General features: G+C 36.7%; 18 protein-coding genes. 1 reads left to right on the forward strand and 17 read right to left on the reverse strand.

Going from position 1 to position 17,482, the window contains the following annotated elements:
• Positions 1-11: 11 nt before the first annotated feature.
• Positions 12-1,508, forward strand: a complete 1,497-nt coding sequence (locus tag ACTTG8_RS00870) for a C69 family dipeptidase (RefSeq protein ID WP_442560264.1) — start codon at positions 12-14, stop codon at positions 1,506-1,508.
• A gap of 75 nt (positions 1,509-1,583) precedes the next feature.
• Here ACTTG8_RS00870 and thrH read toward each other — a convergent pair whose 3' ends face one another.
• The 17 genes from thrH to ACTTG8_RS00955 all read right to left on the reverse strand — a co-directional run bounded on the left by thrH (position 1,584) and on the right by ACTTG8_RS00955 (position 17,404).
• Positions 1,584-2,189 (reverse strand): bifunctional phosphoserine phosphatase/homoserine phosphotransferase ThrH, encoded by a 606-nt coding sequence (gene thrH / locus ACTTG8_RS00875; protein WP_442560265.1) that lies wholly within the window; start codon positions 2,187-2,189, stop codon positions 1,584-1,586.
• Between the two features lie 25 nt (positions 2,190-2,214).
• Positions 2,215-2,928 (reverse strand): 2Fe-2S iron-sulfur cluster-binding protein, encoded by a 714-nt coding sequence (locus ACTTG8_RS00880; RefSeq protein ID WP_442560266.1) that lies wholly within the window; start codon positions 2,926-2,928, stop codon positions 2,215-2,217.
• A complete protein-coding gene (locus tag ACTTG8_RS00885) occupies positions 2,912-4,510 on the reverse strand; it encodes an FAD-binding protein (protein WP_442560293.1) in 1,599 nt (532 codons plus the stop codon). Before ACTTG8_RS00885 ends, ACTTG8_RS00880 begins: the two co-directional genes overlap by 17 nt.
• Positions 4,511-4,516: 6 nt before the next feature.
• The gene (locus ACTTG8_RS00890; RefSeq protein ID WP_442560267.1) at positions 4,517-5,071 is read right to left on the reverse strand and encodes a pilus assembly protein PilX; all 555 of its coding nucleotides are present in this window, start codon (positions 5,069-5,071) and stop codon (positions 4,517-4,519) included.
• Between the two features lie 4 nt (positions 5,072-5,075).
• Positions 5,076-5,585, reverse strand: coding sequence for a hypothetical protein (locus ACTTG8_RS00895; protein ID WP_442560268.1), 510 nt, complete (start codon positions 5,583-5,585; stop codon positions 5,076-5,078).
• Between the two features lie 3 nt (positions 5,586-5,588).
• Positions 5,589-6,032, reverse strand: a complete 444-nt coding sequence (locus ACTTG8_RS00900) for an FMN-binding protein (RefSeq protein ID WP_442560269.1) — start codon at positions 6,030-6,032, stop codon at positions 5,589-5,591.
• 48 nt (positions 6,033-6,080) lie between these two features.
• The gene (locus tag ACTTG8_RS00905) at positions 6,081-6,773 is read right to left on the reverse strand and encodes an ABC transporter ATP-binding protein (RefSeq protein WP_442560270.1); all 693 of its coding nucleotides are present in this window, start codon (positions 6,771-6,773) and stop codon (positions 6,081-6,083) included.
• A 3-nt stretch (positions 6,774-6,776) separates the two neighbouring features.
• Entirely contained in the window at positions 6,777-7,919 is a 1,143-nt protein-coding gene (locus ACTTG8_RS00910) for an ABC transporter permease (RefSeq protein ID WP_442560271.1), read from the reverse strand.
• Positions 7,920-7,921: 2 nt separating this feature from the next.
• A complete protein-coding gene (locus ACTTG8_RS00915; RefSeq protein ID WP_442560272.1) occupies positions 7,922-9,211 on the reverse strand; it encodes an ABC transporter permease in 1,290 nt (429 codons plus the stop codon).
• An 11-nt stretch (positions 9,212-9,222) separates the two neighbouring features.
• On the reverse strand, positions 9,223-10,470 hold the full coding sequence (locus tag ACTTG8_RS00920) for a Fe-S-containing protein (RefSeq protein ID WP_442560273.1): 1,248 nt from the start codon (positions 10,468-10,470) through the stop codon (positions 9,223-9,225).
• Positions 10,471-10,569: 99 nt separating this feature from the next.
• Entirely contained in the window at positions 10,570-11,262 is a 693-nt protein-coding gene (locus ACTTG8_RS00925) for an iron transporter (RefSeq protein ID WP_442560274.1), read from the reverse strand.
• Between the two features lie 94 nt (positions 11,263-11,356).
• Positions 11,357-12,877 (reverse strand): FTR1 family iron permease, encoded by a 1,521-nt coding sequence (locus ACTTG8_RS00930; RefSeq protein ID WP_442560275.1) that lies wholly within the window; start codon positions 12,875-12,877, stop codon positions 11,357-11,359.
• A 46-nt stretch (positions 12,878-12,923) separates the two neighbouring features.
• On the reverse strand, positions 12,924-13,655 hold the full coding sequence (locus ACTTG8_RS00935) for an ABC transporter ATP-binding protein (RefSeq protein WP_442560276.1): 732 nt from the start codon (positions 13,653-13,655) through the stop codon (positions 12,924-12,926).
• Entirely contained in the window at positions 13,655-14,860 is a 1,206-nt protein-coding gene (locus ACTTG8_RS00940) for an ABC transporter permease (protein WP_442560277.1), read from the reverse strand. Before ACTTG8_RS00940 ends, ACTTG8_RS00935 begins: the two co-directional genes overlap by 1 nt.
• A gap of 20 nt (positions 14,861-14,880) precedes the next feature.
• Entirely contained in the window at positions 14,881-15,300 is a 420-nt protein-coding gene (locus tag ACTTG8_RS00945; RefSeq protein ID WP_442560278.1) for a DUF4418 family protein, read from the reverse strand.
• A 114-nt stretch (positions 15,301-15,414) separates the two neighbouring features.
• Positions 15,415-17,130 carry a glycosyl hydrolase family 18 protein gene (locus tag ACTTG8_RS00950; RefSeq protein ID WP_442560279.1) on the reverse strand — a complete coding sequence of 572 codons (1,716 nt, stop codon included), beginning with the start codon at positions 17,128-17,130 and terminating at the stop codon, positions 15,415-15,417.
• 67 nt (positions 17,131-17,197) lie between these two features.
• Entirely contained in the window at positions 17,198-17,404 is a 207-nt protein-coding gene (locus ACTTG8_RS00955) for a hypothetical protein (RefSeq protein ID WP_442560280.1), read from the reverse strand.
• Positions 17,405-17,482: the final 78 nt, after the last annotated feature.

Raw genomic sequence — 17,482 nt, forward strand, 5'->3', positions numbered from 1 at the left:
AGGAGAATTTTATGTCTTGTACTACTATACTTGTTGGAAAAAAAGCAAGCTATGACGGCTCTACCCTTGTTGCCAGAAATGACGATTCACCTTCCGGTAGTTTTATGCCTAAAAAATTTACCGTTGTTACTCCTGATAAGCAACCGAAGGTTTATCGTTCTGTAATTTCTCATGTAGAAATAGAACTCCCTGACAATCCCCTCCGTTACACCTCCCTTCCAAATGCTGTAGATGGCGAAGGTATCTGGGCTGCTTGTGGTGTAAATGAATTAAATGTATCAATGACTGCTACCGAAACTATAGCCTCCAATGAAAGAGTACTTGGAGCCGACCCTCTTGTAGTATATTCACCTGCCAAAGGTAGAAAAAATACTGCAAACTATGTTCCTGAGAAAATAGGTGGTATCGGCGAAGAAGATATCGTCACAATAGTCCTACCATATATTAAAAGTGCCAGAGAAGGAGTAATAAGGCTTGGTGAACTTCTTAGCAAGTATGGAACCTATGAAATGAATGCCATAGCTTTTCAGGATGAAAATGAAATATGGTGGCTTGAAAGCATAGGTGGACATCACTGGATGGCAAAAAAAGTACCTGATGACTGCTATGTAGTAGCTCCTAATCAGCTAGGCCTTGACAGTTTTGACTTTGAAGATGCTTTTAATGAACAGAAAAATTACCTCTGCTCAAGTGACTTAAAAGAGTTTATTGATGATAACCATTTAAATCTTGCTCTTTACAAAGCCTTCAACCCTAGAGATACCTTCGGTACCCATTCTGACCTTGACCATATTTATAATACCCCTCGTGCTTGGGTTGCTCAGAAATATTTTAACCCTAACACAAGTAAATGGGAGGGCGATGATGCCGACTACACCCCTCTTTCAGACAATCTGCCTTGGTGCAGGATTCCTGAGCGAAAAATTACTGTTGAAGATATAAAATGGGTACTTTCCAATCATTATCAGCATACCCCTTATGACCCATATACAAACGGTGCAAAAGAACTTTACCGTCCAATAGGTATTAGTCGTACTGATGTTCTGGCTCTTGTGCAAATCCGTCCTTATATGCCTGATGCTCTTAAAGCCATAAAATGGATTGCTTTTGGCAGTAATGTATTCAATACATTTGTTGGAATGTATGCTAATATTACAAAGACTCCAAAATACCTTGCTAATACAACAGGCGATGTGGACAGCCACAATTTCTACTGGGCAAGCAGGTTGCTTGGTGTAATTGCTGATGCACATTTCAATCGCTGCCTCCCAAACATTGACCACTATCAGACTGCAGTAATGTCTAAAAATCATGAACTTATCAATAGGTTTGACAAGGAATTTGAAAACTACTTAAATAACAAAGAAACTTCAGGTACCCTCTTCTGCGAAAAAGCTAATGAAGAAATAGCTAAAATGCTTGAAGAACAGACAACAAAAGCCTTGAATAAGGTAGTTTATAGTGCCAGCTGTCTGATGAAAAACAGTTTCTCAAGGTCGGATGCATAAACATAATAAAATTTTCTACTAAATAAAAAAGGCTATGATACTAAACTTTACAGCTTGCATCATAGCCCTACTTTTTTATCTAACAACTTTTTTAATCTCTTCTAAAAGCTCTTCATAACTTTCTAAAGTCCTTATATCCTTATTTTCATTTTTAATCCTCTCCGGACTTCTAAATAAAAAACCTGCCTTACTTGCTCTTATCATTCCCAAGTCATTATAACTGTCCCCTGCTGCAATAGTCTCAAACCCAACACTCTGAAGTGCCTTTACTGTATCAAGTTTAGTACCGTTTTTTCTCAATTTATAATTTACTATCTCACCATTTTCCACTATCTCAAGTTCATGGCAAAAAAGTGTAGGGTTTCCAAGCTTTTTCATAACCGGCATTCCAAACTCCTTATAGGTATCGCTTAAGATTACTACTTGAGTAAAAGTTCTAAGCTCATCTAAAAATTCCTTAGCTCCTTCATAAGGTTGCACCTTTTCTATAACCCTTTGTATCTCTTTTATCCCATAATTGTTTTCCTTAAGAATCTGAAGACGGTGTTTCATAAGCTTATCATAATCAGGCTCGTCCTTGGTTGTAAGCCTCAGTTCTTCTATGCCTGTCTCTTCTGCAAACTCTATCCACATTTCAGGGATTAAGACCCCTTCTAAGTCAAGACAAACTATGCTATTCATAAAAACCTCCAAATATCATTATATATTACTGCCTAAAAAATTTCCACACTGATACCTCATTTGACTTGCTTAAAAGCCTATCCATATCTATGCCGGCAGGACATATATCTTTACAGGCAAGCGACTTTCCACATCCCTTATAAATATGTTCCTCATATTCTTTTTTCAATTCACTAGCCTCTCCCTTTTTAGCAGCTGATATAAGCCTTGATACAGATACAAAAGAGGCTGTACCATAAAAATCTCCACCGGCAAAAAAATTAGGACAGACTTCAAGGCAGCAGCCACACATAAGGCAGCGTGATGCCTCATAAGCTGTATCAGTATCCTTATCTTTAAATACAAGCTCCCTATCAAGATATGCCTTCATATCTTTTAAGTTATTATATAATATGCTCCTATCTACAATCAAATCTTTTATAACAGGAAACTTACTAAGTGGTGCTAGACTTATTCTCCCTTTTTTCAGATAATCTCTTACAAACGCATCGCAGGCAAGCTTAGGTTTGCCATTTATTAGCATCGCACAGGCTCCACATTTTTTTTGTAAACAGCTGCACTCCCAACTTATCTTTGATACCTTCCTTCCTTCCACATCCTTAAGTTCTAAATGGGCATTCATGGTACGAAGTAGGCTTGCAACAGTTAAATTATCTCTTTCTATTTCCTGCTCAATCAGCTGTGTATAAGGCTTACTGTCTACATCCTCCTGCCTTTTTATCTCAATTAGTATCTTCATCAGCTCTCCAAATTCCTATATCTATCTTATTTCCTTGTAAGATAACTCTCGTCATTCCTTTATAAGCATCGTTTCTTTCTGGATAATCTTCCCTAAAATTTGCTCCTCTGCTCTCTTTCCTATATAGACTGCTTAAGATCATAGCTCTTGCAAGATTTATCCTAGCTATTTCTTCCTTATTTAGAGGCTCTTTAGTCAACTCCTCAAGCTGTAACAGTCCTTTATTTAACCCCTGTTCACTCCTTACTATTCCCATAGTTTCAAACAAAATATCTCTTACTTTTATTGTAAAACTTTCTTCATTATTTTCAAGCCAAGCCTTATCATTTTCTTTATCAACAGCTATTACTTGGGGTTTTATAATTTCTCCAAAATCAGTCTTTCCTTCTTTCTCAAGCCTTGCCACTGTTTTAGCAGCACATCTTCCTCCATAGATAGCTCCTAACAGTGAGTTACCCCCAAGCCTATTTGCCCCATGATAAGCTGAACAGCATTCTCCGGCAGCAAATAAATTTTCTATATTTGTAGAATGATTCCTGTCCACATCTATTCCACCCATAAAATAATGTATGCCCGGAGCGACCGGTATCGGCTCGGTTTTAGGGTCTTTACCAAGATAATGAATAATTTCTTCTCTCAAATCCGGAAGTCTGTCTTTCCATACCTCTTTACTAAGTTCCGTCATGTCTAAATATACCTGAGCATCATTACCTCTACTTACAAAGTACATTTCCCTTGAAACTACATCTCTTGGCATAAGATTTTTCAGTTCAGGATATTTTTCTTCCATAAAATACCATTTTTCATTATTTTTGTAAATAAACAGCCTACCACCTTCTCCTCTTGCCGCCTCCGACACAAGACAGGCTTTATCAGCTATTTTAATTGTAGTCGGATGGTACTGTATCATTTCAAGATTGCTAAGTCTTACTCCCTGCTCAAAAACTTTAGCCGTTACAAAACCTGTATTTGCAGTACTTCCGGTAGTAAGTCCTCTAAATATACCCGAAAGTCCACCTGAGGCAAGTATCACCCTCCCTTCAAAATAATAACATACACCGGTATAATTATTTCTTACCTCTACTCCCTTACATATATTATTTTCAAGCCTCAAACTTAAAAATTCATGGTTTGAGTATCTCTTAATAAGTCCCAACACTTCATATTTTCTAGCCTCATCTATAAGGGCAGTCATAATAACCTTTCCTGTACTGCTCTTTGCATAAGCAGTCCGCTTTTTCTTCTGTCCTCCAAAGTTTCTCTGCCGGATTTCATTATTTTTCAGATTAAACGGTACTCCTATACTCTGCAAATATCTTATTATGTCGGGGGCTGTTTCTACAAGCCCTCTTACCATAGCCTTATCCGCTATTTCTCCACCAGCCTTCATAGTATCTTCAAAATGATACTCCGTATCATCATCTTCGCCCATGGTATTGATTGCCCCGTTTATGCCACCCTCCGCCATAACAGACTGTGCTCTCTCAGAAGGCAGATTAGAAATGAGATTACAGCTTATTCCCTGCTTTGCAAGACTTATAGACGCTGATAAACCTGCAAGTCCTGCACCTATTATATTCACCAAAGCCTAGTACCTCCATCCTATGTTCCATCTTATATAATAGATCACAAATGCCACTGTTGAAATAAGGAGTATTACCGATAACACCAAAAAAATGTCTTTTATACAAGCCTTAGTTCCTGCAACTCCCAAGGCTATAAGAAGAGGTCTTATATTTGCAACTATATGGATTAATAGAATTAGTACCAAGAGTATAGAAAATACAAGCTGAATCTTTCCAAAATCATTAAGCCTAAATACCTCTGTATTACTCGTAAACAATAAAACATGACAGATTATAAGAAGTATCATAGCAAAGCCCGTTATTCTTCTTATCCAAAAAACTGCATTTTCCCTAAAATAAAACTTTCCGGTTTTTTTACCTATTAATATAGAGTCTATTGTAAACTTTGTTCCTATAACAGTATGAACTACCGTAAGAAACAACATAAGATAGGATAACTGTTTCATCAGTTCATTACCGCCCGGAATCATCCTCATAAGCTGAAATGAACCTGCTATAGTATGGATTAAAAATAATATTATTAATAGTATGCTGACAACGGCATTCCACTTCCTCATAATCTTATTTTCCCCCGCTAATCTTTATTCCTCTTATATAACTTTTATTTTTCTCTCTCAATTTGTAGGACTGTGCAAACTCCTTAGACATAAGTAGAACATCAAACTTCCCCTCTTCTGCCCTCGACACTGTAAGGATTGCCTCTTCCTCTTTTATCTTCATCTGATTTTCAGGAAGTTTGGACTGAAAACTCTTTGCCATTTCTAATCCTAAGCTATCTCCGTCAGCAACTGAACAAGCTATGTCTTCAAAAATTATATCCGTTTCTTCTCCACTGAAAAACTTTATCCACTCATCAAGTTTTTTCTTATCCCTATGAAGTTCTGTATTAATAAGAACTATATAATTTCCTGAGGGTTTATCTATAATTACAGAGGGGCTTGATACTGCATCTACCTCATTAGAAGAGAAGAGTCCCTTATAATAATCCGTCATCATAAAAGGGACTCCCACCATTGCAAATACCAAAATTGCCACTATAAAAAAATGTTTTATAAATTTTGTTATTTTCATTTATTACTTCACTTCTGCCTCTTTAAGAGCTATCTTTGCCGCCTCAACAAACTGACCATGATTTATAGTTGCACCTGAAATTGCATCAATATCATCAGGGTTTCCACTCTGCATAAGCTTATTGGCATACTCATCACAAGCCTTAACCGCCTTCTGTGCCTTATTGTAGAAATCTCTATTTGCTACACTTCCCTGCTTTTTTCCGTACTCAGAATCTTTCTCCTTACCGTCAGGCTCGTATGTTTTGAATGTACATTCTGTAATAGCATTATCTTTCACCGTAATCTTGACTACCCCATAACCATTTCCTGCATCAGAACCATCAGGATTGGTATAAACAGAACTTGTACCCTCATAACTGCCGTCAGCAAGCTTTACACTGCCACCACAAGCAGTCAATATAGCAATTACCGCAGCAAATCCGGCAATTCTAATATATTTTTTCATTGCTTAACTCCTTTCTACACTTTCATTTACCGAAATTTAATTCACTGATTACTCATGAAACCTTATATGCCCTGTAAAATTACTATTTACACTTTCCTTAGAAATTTTACCGTTACGAAGTACTATCATCCTCTCTGCTACCTCTGCCACCTCTATATCATGTGTAACCACTATAAGTGTTGTACCTTCACTATGAAGTTTTCTAAAAAGTTCAACTACCACCTCTTCATTGGCATCATCAAGGTTACCGGTAGGCTCATCTGCAAGTATAATTTCAGGCTGATTAATGAGTGCTCTCGCAACGCATACTCTCTGCTGTTCTCCTCCTGAAAGCTGACTAGGCAGATGCTTTGCCCTATCTGCAAGTCCCACCCTGTCAAGAGCTTCCATAGCTTCCTTTTCATCAGTAATGCTATGATAATACTGTGCAAGCATTACATTTTCAAGGGCTGTAAGGTAATTTACAAGATGGAACTGCTGGAAAATAAGACCTATCTTGTCTCTGCGGATATTGGTAAGATTCTTTGCATTTTCTTTGGCAATATCCACTCCGTCTAAAAGTACCGCTCCCTTAGTCGGCTTATCCATGCAGCCAATTATATTCATCATTGTACTCTTGCCTGAACCTGACGGTCCCATTATAGATACCCACTCACCTTTTTCAACCTTAAAGTTTACACTGTCAAGCGCATGGAGATCTCCATATATTTTATATACATCTTTCAACTCTAACAAGCTCATTTTTTATTCTCCTTTTAATACTAAGGCAGGATCTATCTTAGTTGTCGTCCTTATAGGTATAAGGCAGGCAATTCCTGTAACTACTATTGAAACTATAATCGTAATTGGTACTAATAATGGTCTAAATGAAATAGAACTTCCAAATACATTTATACTAACTGTCTGTGCAAAGGCAAAGCCTATTAGTGAACCTACTATACCTCCAAGTCCTCCAAGCAATATGCCCTCTCCCATAAACTCCTTGATTATACTTGAATCTGAGGCTCCTATTGCCTTTCTAAGCCCTATTTCTTTTCTTCTTTCTGTAACTACCGCTGTCATTGTAGTTGCTACGCATATCATAGTAAGTGCAAGCACTATTACCGTCACAAGAAATACTAAAGCCTGTAACTTAGAAAGCACAGTAGTTTCAGAGGCCGTAACTCTTTTTACAAGCCCTGCACTTACTTCGGCTACCTTATCATTTATATCAGAAACATACTTATTAAGTTTCTCACCTGAGGTCGAAATACTTACCTCTGCAAGGTCTATATTCCCTTCTGCCCCAGCAAGTTTTTCCAAATCAGACATCGACATATAAATATAGTCCTCTTCACTTCCACCTGTATTAAGTATGCCTGTCACCTTACAATCCAATACATTATCTTCCTGATCTTTAGCAGCATTTTCAGGAGTAAAACTTACAGTAACCGTATCACCCTCTTTAAGTTCAAGACTGTCTGATATTTTCTTTCCAAGTATAATCTCATTCTCATTCTTTGGCCATTCTCCATCCACCAACCAATACGGACTTGTCTTCTTTACTGATTCCATATCCGTTCCTGCAGCAAGAATTGGCTGCTCATGCATCCTAACTGTTTCATAGCGAAAAGGTGTTGCCCCTACCAGTTCATTTGATTTTATTATATCAGTTGTTTCTTTTAACTCATTATAAGTGAATCTGTTCCCTGTCGGAGTAAGTATCATATTGGCACCATAGTTACGAAATTCTGCTCCCATCTGTCTTGGCACATCATAATAAATGGTTACAAGCCCCGAAAGTATGGCAGCTCCTATTGCTATTGCAAGGAGAGCTATTATCATTCTTGACTTTCGCCTCATCAAAGAAGCTGTAATCATCCTAATAAACATTCTTCTATTTTTCATTTTTATCTCCCATGTAATACTTCCTCAGGCTCTAATTTAAGAAGCATCCTTATCGCAGGTATACTTCCTATAAGGGTCACAATCACTACAAGTACTGCCACTATAGGTATGACCATAGGTCTAAGTGTAATGAGAGAACCGAATACACTCTTTCCAATAATCTGTGCAAATCCTATACCGCAGCCAAAGCCCACTACTCCACCTATTATGGCAGTTATTATTATCTCCGTAAGCACAAGTCCTGTTATTGCAGAATTATGAGCACCTATAGCCTTCATTAGTCCTATTTCACCACTTCTCTCCATAACTGAGGCAGTTACAAGATTACATATTCCGAGGGCGGAGCCTATAAGACTAAGAATTGTAATAAGGAGCATCAAAAGTTTTGTTTTATCAAGAATTGCCCCCTCTGAATCAGCCACCTGTCTTACAGGAGCTGCTACCGAGTCAGTTATAACTTCCTGAATCTGATAACATATAGAGCTTACATAGGCAGTACAATACCATATTTCATACTGTGCTACAGTCAAAGACTGAGGATCTTTTGCAGCTTTTACAGCCAGTTCGTTATCAGGGGTTGTAAGTGCACTTACTTCTATGGTGTCAATCTTTCCTTCAAGTCCGTCTAAAGCCTGTGCAGCCTTAAGCCCTGTAAATATATTATCATCTTCATCTCCACCCGAAGAAAATACTCCTACTATATTTAACTCTCTCTCTTCCTGTAAGCCTTTTACCTTAACCTTATCACCTGATTTTACTCCAAGTTTTTTAGCAAGGTTATTTCCTATCATACAGGCATTTTCATCAGCATTCACCTGTTCATCTATCCATTTTCCATCGGTAATCTCCCACCAACTTCTAAGGCTTGCTATACCTGCATCAAGCTGTTCGCCTGTAGGAAGATCCATATGATGATTAAACCAACTTCCTATTACCTTTACATCAGAACCATCAGTAAGCTTTGCATTACTCTTTACAAAAGGAGTATAATCAACTATATTGAACGCCCAAAATATAGTCTTTATCTTTCCTAACTCATCTTCTTTCAAGTAAGCTCCATTTGATTTTCCACCACTAACATCATAGAGCTCACTTACCACACTCTGTCTCTTAGGCATTACTGTAATATTTGCTCCAAAAGTCTTTAATTCCTTATTGACCTTATCTCCTACATCTAATACAACACTTAACATTGCAGTTGCTAAAGATGCTCCAAGTCCTATAGTAAAGGCTATAAGAATCATTTTTTTCCATTGGCGGATTAAAGTCCCTTTAACCATTCTAAAAAACATATTTATCTCCCTTACTTAAAAATATCCTCATGCTTTACGAGTTCTGCTATTGGAACAATTATATTTCCATCTTGAAGTTTATAGTCAATTACTATCGGATTACATCCGCCCTTGAAACCTATTGTATTTATATTCATAACTACATTACAGAGGTTACATACTACCTGTCCCTCTCTTTCATAGTATCCTGTTTCTCCACAAATATCACAGGCATCAAGTCCTATTCCATATGCACTTGAATTAGGCTTTTTAATTACTATAAATCTTACCGTCTTTCCTTTTTGTGTAGTATATCCGAATCTATGCAGATGGCCGTCTGCTACCTGTTCAAAAGAAACCACTACACTCTCATCGGTTACTTTAGCCTCTTCAATAGGCGAAATCTCAATTTCTTGATTGGCATAGGCTCTTAAGCTTGTAAGTGTGACAAAAGAAAAAACTACACAGGTAATTGCCACCCTGCTCCATCTCTTTATATTTCTCCACTTTGCTTTTATCTTCCTATGCTCAGCATTGTTTTCATAAGGCTCATTCACATTACGGCTCTTAATTAAGAGAGCAAGTGGGATTATTAAACAGACTGCTGCAATAAATAGAGTGAACCATATCTTATTATTTGAAGTAAATACTGCAAAGGTAAAAAGGGTATGATTGGTTTTAATTATTCTCTTTGCAAGAAATACTCCAAACATATCGCCAAGTTCATTTACCATATTTACTATTACTGAAATAAACATAATAGACAGAGAAAGAGCCGGAGACAACCTTATATTTCCCTTGTAAACTGCAAGTCCTGCTATGAAACTGAGGGTAAGCCCAAAGAACATTCCAACCATACTATAAAGGAAGTTTGCCGACAAAATACTCTGCTCCGCAAATAAAATCGCATGAGGATTTTCAAAAAACGGAGGGATAAAATATAAGAGCATAACTGCCGCCATAAGACCTAGCATAACTGACTGCAACATCTTCTTTACTTCCTTAAATTTTGCTGCAATCAAACTTATCAATACGAATAGAACTAGGGCAGCCGCATTAATTACATATATTCTTACATTCCACATACCCGTATCTATCTTATTGGTCGTCGTCTTAAAAACCGTCATTACTATAGCCGATAAAAGACCTGCTATTACTGAAACATATTGGAAAATCTTGTAGTTCCTATATCCAATATACTTTACTCCTGAAAGCAAAAGCCCTGTAAGCAGCATCATAGGAAGTAGCTGCTCTGTCGCCAAAACAAAATATTTAAGCACTTCTTTCTCCTTATCTATTAACCTACAATATTACAATAGCTGCACTGGGATTTTACTCCCACTGCAGCAAATTGTCAATCACTCTAGTATATATTTTAATTACCAGCTCTGCTTTACATAATTCCAATCATGCTCAATTGTAAGGTTGCCATCCTTAAAATATGTCTCAAGAACCTCTCCCGGACCTGTCTCAGCATCACTGTGGATTAAATATCCATTTTCAGCTGGATTATGGATAGTGAATTTAATCTTATAAGAACCTGACTCACCCATCTTTATGTTCGCACCATAGTGAGGACCATCAGACGCACTCATTGGCATAAATGTTCCACTATTTACTTCCTTACCATCCTTATCTGAAATAGAATAATCTATAGTAAGATATGGAACCCAGTCACCTGTACCATAGCCAAGTTTATTCTCAAGGGCTGAAATATCTGCCTCAAGGTGTACCTCGTTCTCCTTGTCAATTTTTTCCTGACCCGGAGCCATTGGTACCGGCTGAAAATATACAGCTGATACATTCATAAAAGCTACCTTCTCATCCTCAAAAATAGGAATCTCGGTAAAACCTGCCTCTTCTCCCGGAGCTGCTGCACTTGCTACTGAACCGGAAGCCATACTTGTAGTAATATTTGATACCTGACTTGCCGGAACACTTTCTACACTTGCTGTGCTTGCCTTAGCACTTGAAGCCTTGCTTGCTGCATTATCTGCCTTCTGTCCACAACCTGTTACTGCTGTTACAGCAAAAGCAGCTGCAATAGCAAGAGATAAAACTTTCTTTTTCATGTTCTCCTCCTATGAAATGTGAAAATAAAATTTATATGATAACGAAACATAGCTATATTCCGTTTACCAACCTTATAAAATATTTAACTTTATATTAGTTTGAAACTCTTTCTTCCATTACTTCTTTAACTATACTCTTAATAAGTTCTCTTAACTTATTCTCTTCTTCTAATTTAGCCTCAGCCTCTTTTTTTGCAAGCTCTTCAGCTCTCTTTTTAGCTGCCTCTTCCCTTATAACTAAGTTCTTCTTTCTCCAATGTAAGTAAACAACTACAGTTATAGCCAAAAGTATGAGCTGAGGAATAAGGGTTTCAAGTATAGGATAAACTCCCAATACCTCAAAAAACTCATTAGACGGTATCAAGGCTGATAGCCATTCCGGTGAAGTCATAACAAGCACATCACCCTCTATAAATTCCTTTATACCTGCTCCAAGGAAAGAAATCGACATAATGAACATCAGTATACTTGTCGCAGTAAAAAATGGTCTTAAAGGTATTCTCACACTGAATGCATTAATAGCATAGTACACGAAGATAAGAACTACAAACCCTACAATGAGTCCTGCCCACACCATGCTTATGTTCTCATCCTTAAGCATAGGCTGGAAGAAAAGCACTACCTCAGCACCTTCTCTAAATACAGCAAGAAAAGCCGTAATTGCCAGTGCCATTGTACTTCCACTCTTGGCACTGCTCTCCGTCTTATTCTTAATGTAATTAGTCCAAGCATCACTTTCAGACTTTGATAACATCCAATTACTTACATAATACAGTACTACAACAGCAGTAAGGGCTGTAAGACCTTCAATAACTTCCTGAGATGCACTATTTGCAAGCATAAGTACTTCTAAAAGCCAAGCCAGTATAAAACTTGCTACAATACCCAAGATAGAGCCTAAGTAAACAGGTCTTGTAAGTTTCTTTCTTCTTTCAGCATCCTCACCGGCAGATTTTATAAGGTAAGCTATAATCGCTCCTACTATAAGTATAGCCTCAAAACCTTCTCTAAGTATGATAGAAAAACAAGCTATGAATGTTGCAGTAGCGGCACTATGTGAACCACCTTCTTTCTCTGCAAGCACTTCTTCTACAACCTGTCTTATTGTTGATTCATCAGTCTTTCCACTTTCGGTCTTTCCCGATGTCTTAGGTTTATTACCGTCAAGGATACCGGCATCATTTCTAATCATTGACTTTAATTTATCTACTTCTTTATCAAAATCCTCTGTTGAGCCTCCGTTTTTAGTTATAGCCTTACAAGCCGCAAACTGTAGTTCAACCTCAGACTTTCTTGCACCTGAAATTTTAGCAAGAGTATGTCTCTCAAATCCGGTAGTTTCATAATAACCATAGTAACCATGATTTACTGAATCATAAGCCCCCTTGGAATCTCCTGCCTTGTAAAGCTCCTTTGCCTTTTCAAAAACAGCATCCATAGCATCTGCCACATTATCCCAGGTAACAGATGGTGCTCCACTTGCCTTATATTCTTTCCAAGTAGCATAATAATTGCCCTCTGCCTTAACTGTATTTGTAAATCCAATACCGGCTAAAAAAACAAATAGCAATAATGATACTCTAGCTATCAATATTTTTCTTTTAGTTTTAAACATTAAATCTGCCTCTCTTTTTAATTAGTTATTTCTAACTTAATATAAACTATCCCAATTTTTCTTTTTTGTCAAGTATATTTCCTGATTTCATTTCAAAAATTCTATCAGCAAATTTAAAAACCTCTTTATCATGGGTGATTACAAGCACTGATTTTCCTTCATTTGCAAGATTTCTAAACATACTTAAAACAATTTCTGTATTTTCATCATCCAAGTCCGAAGTAGGCTCATCAGCCAATATAAATTCCGGATTATTTATCAAAGCCCTGGATATAGACATTCTTCTAAGTTCTCCTCCTGAAAGTTCAGTTGGCATCACATTTTCAAGTTCTACTATTCCTGTCTTTTCAAGAAGTTTCCTAGCTCTTTCTTCTATTTTCGATTCAGAAAATTCAGACTTAGAAAAATTTTTATTTTTTTTGTATGAATTATTATATAAATTGTAAGGAAGTAAAACATTTTCCATAACTGTAAGAGTATTAATCGCTGACTGTCCTTGAAGAATTATCCCAAAATGCTCATTTCTAAACTTAGAGACTCCTGCGTCATCTAGCTTATATATATCTGTTTCACCTACCATAACAGTGCCTGAACTAGGGGTAAGGAGCCCTGAAAGAACATTTAATAAGGTACTCTTACCACTACCCGACTGACCATAAAGTACTACAAGTTCTCCCTGATTTAACTCAAAATCATTTTCATTCAACGCAAAAAATTTGTTAGAGCCTCCTCTATCTCTAAGAAACCATTTGCTTACATTCTTTGCTGTAAGTTTCATCAGTTACCCTCCCTTAATATAAGTGCAGTATCTATCTTAGATGTCTTAAATGCACTTAGCGAAGATGCAAGACAGCCTGCTATAACCGAAACCACAACCATCCCAACAGATATTATAAATATCTCAGAAATATCAGGAACCAAAAACGGAAGATCAAAATTTGTAAGACTTACATTACTTGAAAGCAAGACTGCTATTACTGCAATTACAGCACCTATAATACTACCTACAAAGCTCACTATAACCGCCTCTTTAAGGATGACTCCTGCCACCATTTTTCTTGAAGAGCCCAAAACTCTAAGTATCGCAAATTCTTTTTTTCTTTCATTTGCAATCATTGTAAATGCGAGTACAAGTATAAATATTGAAAGTAACCATATTGCAACAATTAAGAAACCGATGATTTTTGAGGCAGATTCCAGCTGTCCTGCGACTCCTGAAATCATGTCCTTGGTCTGTATAGCCTCTACTCCCCTTGTCTTTATATTTATTTCAGTCATTACTTCTAGAGGAGTATGCCCATTTGCCACATTTATAAGAATACAAGATGTAAGAGTATCCGGATTCCCTTTAACTGCTTTTACCATACCCGATTCCTCAGCAGACTTAAGCAGAGCCTTTATAGAATCAATGCTCATATAAACTGCCGTATCAAGGTAAGTACCTGTTTTTTTCAACTTTCCTTTTACGGTACAACATTTATTATAAAATGTTAGTTCATCTCCTGCAAAAGCATTCAAATCATTGCCTACCAGTATTTCAAACTGTCCCAAATCACCGGCATAAGACTCTTTGACCCAAGGCCTTATAGTGAAATCTGTTTTAGGATCAAATCCAATTAACTGAAGTTTGGCCGAACAGCATCCTGCCTTTGCAGATGCAAGAAAATACTGCTCCGAAATTTCTTTTATTCCTTCTATATTTTTAATCTTATCCAAAACATTTCTATTCATATAAAAATATCCCGGATTCCCCTGCAAAATCATATTTGAAAAATCAGTTTTTGTTGTAGCCTCATACGGAACAACCATAATATCCGCTCCAAGCCTTGATTTTAGCGACAACAATCCTCCTTTTAAACCGGTTATTGCTAAAGAACCTCCCGTAACCAAAAAACAAAGCATTGCAGACAATAATATCAAAATAAAGCTCCTGCCGGGCCGTCTCACTATATTTTTATACGAAATATTTTTTAAAACAGACATTTTCTCTCCATCTATATTTATTACTTATCTTTTCTCAAGTTTATAATTATATTTACACATTCAACAACTATCAATACTATCGTAATACCTAATACAGCCGGACGCATAGTAGTTCTGCAAGCCATTTCAGGCATCATACAAAGCCTAATTGTTACTTGTGGAAATAACATAGCTGATATTGTAGCAGGTATCATACAAGCTGATATAGCTACCCTTTCCCCTGATTTTTTGAAAACAAACAACAATAAAGACATTACTGATAATACTATTCCTGTAGCAAATACTCCCTGCTCCGCCCAGTGACAAGGCATAATTTTTCCCATTTCGCCCATAGCCATAGGGCAGGCATGAAACACAAATTTTACTCCAATAGTTAAGCAAAGACTAAGTGCCAACAATAATACCGAAATTATCATCGACAGAATTCTTTTTCTTTCCATAAAATACACTCCTCAAATAATTGATTTTATTCCTAGTAAGGCTGTCGGTTTATTATTGTACCCCAAGCCTCTTACTCCGTCAAGTAAATTTGAGAATAAAAATCAATTTCTCCTCTATTTGAGCCAGTCTACCACACTGTTCCAAGCTGCCTTCCTCTCAAGTCCCAATTTCCAAAAAGCTATACCTGCTACCTCATCTCTTTTCACAAGTCCAAGTTTTGCAGCAAGAGAACGCTCTTCTTCAAGCCAAATCTTCATCTTGTCTTTTCCGTCTTTCCACTCGGCATAATACTGCCCTGCCTCATTATTCCATGCCTTTTTAGCATTATTATTATGTACAAGATTTAAACCTGCATCCATCCCCAGAGCCTTTGTCTCTAGTTTTCCTTCTTTAGTTTCCCTCCAAATTCTTGTATAAAATGGAAGACCTACTATTATTTTTTTCATCGGAGCATATTTTGCTGTATTTTCTACACTTGTCTTCACCCAGTTAAGACTTGATACAGAGCCTGCCTCTGCAGAACCTGAATAATGCTCATCATAGGCCATCACACAAAGGTAGTCTGCCACTATCCCCTGTTCTGCTATATTGTAAAAGGCATTAAATTCTAACGGGATGTAATTATCAATGGATAAAACCTTCTTCCTAGCCCTCATCTCTATAGAAAGTTCCCTTAAAAACTGGATATATCCTTTTGCATAAGAACTTTTAACCTTTTCAAAATCTACATTTATTCCATCAAGATTATACTTTTCAACAAAATAAATAATATTATTTATTAACTTAGTTCTTGAATCCGTACTTGTAAGCAATAGCTTAAAATCCACATCCTTATTAAAGTCACTTATTAAAGGCCATACATCTATATTTATATTGTGCAGTTTATTTACATAGTTTTCTGATGCAAAACTCATTATTTCACCTTCAGAATCTGCAACACTAAACCATGTAGGCGATACAACATTAACACCCTCTGCCTGAGAAAGAACCTCAGAAAGACTACCATTTGCTTTCTCACCTGTAACCTGATGCCAGCCAAGAACTATAGGCTCCTCCCTTGTTATACAGGTATAACTTTCATTTTCTTTTGTCCTGTCAAAATCAAATTTTTTATTTTCCAAGTTAGCCGTATCAAGCTTAGAGGCAGCCACATATCCTGTAATACCATCCTCAGTAAATACCCTTAAAAATTCATCAGAAACATTACTTATAAGATATAATTTTTCTCCCTCTTCAAGTCGGTCAAGTATAACTTCTTTATCGCTGTTTCCTTCCCTTAACTCGGTACTTTCTTTAACTACACAACACTTATACTCCTCATTATTATCTTCAAAAATCACTACCCTACCAGGATTTTCAAAAATATCAAATTTAATCTCATGGCGTTTTGCAATAAAATTAACTGAAACATAAAGGTTGCCGCCTTCTTCTATAAAACTTGGTACTTCATCCTTTTGTTTCTTTCCATTTACCTCATACTCTTCTATATCAGCCTTAAACACAAACTTTTCTACACCTGTAGTATATACTATCACATTGTCCATAGCATCATAATATATCCTAGGCATCATCTTCTCTGCCTCTTCATATGGAATATATGCTGTTTTATCCCTAAGAAGTGCATTTGCATCAATCTTTTTTATATCAATAATGAGCCTTGCCTCACCTTCCGGAACTTTATAATAATCTGTTAATGAAACTTCTGTTTTGTTTGATGAATCTGAGGGATTCATCTTAAAAATTTTTCCGGCTATTAGAATCATCACAGATATTACTGCTATAACAATCAACGGAATTACAACTGTAATAGGAACTATTTTTTTCTTCATTTGTACCTCCAGCCAAATATTAATACACTTTATAATAACACTATTAGAGGTATTTGTCATTTTATTTTTACTGCCCTATATTTTGAAAATTTACATTAGTCACTTCCCCAAACATATTTATATCAAACTCCACCATATATCTTTCATCTTCTGCTAAAGCCTCTGCCATGTAAAGCTCATTCAATGCTCTCTCTCCACATGAAAAACTAACTCCCCTATTCCAGTATTTTCTAATCTCAATCATTAACATATCTTCTTTATTATCTTTTTCCATTTCCTTCTCCAAAATAGTATATGGGCTTTCCCTTACGGAAAGCCCACTTTCCATTCAATAAGCCACAGTGAATAACTC

Source organism: Catonella sp. (genome assembly GCF_052173895.1).
Lineage (GTDB): Bacteria > Bacillota > Clostridia > Lachnospirales > Lachnospiraceae > Catonella.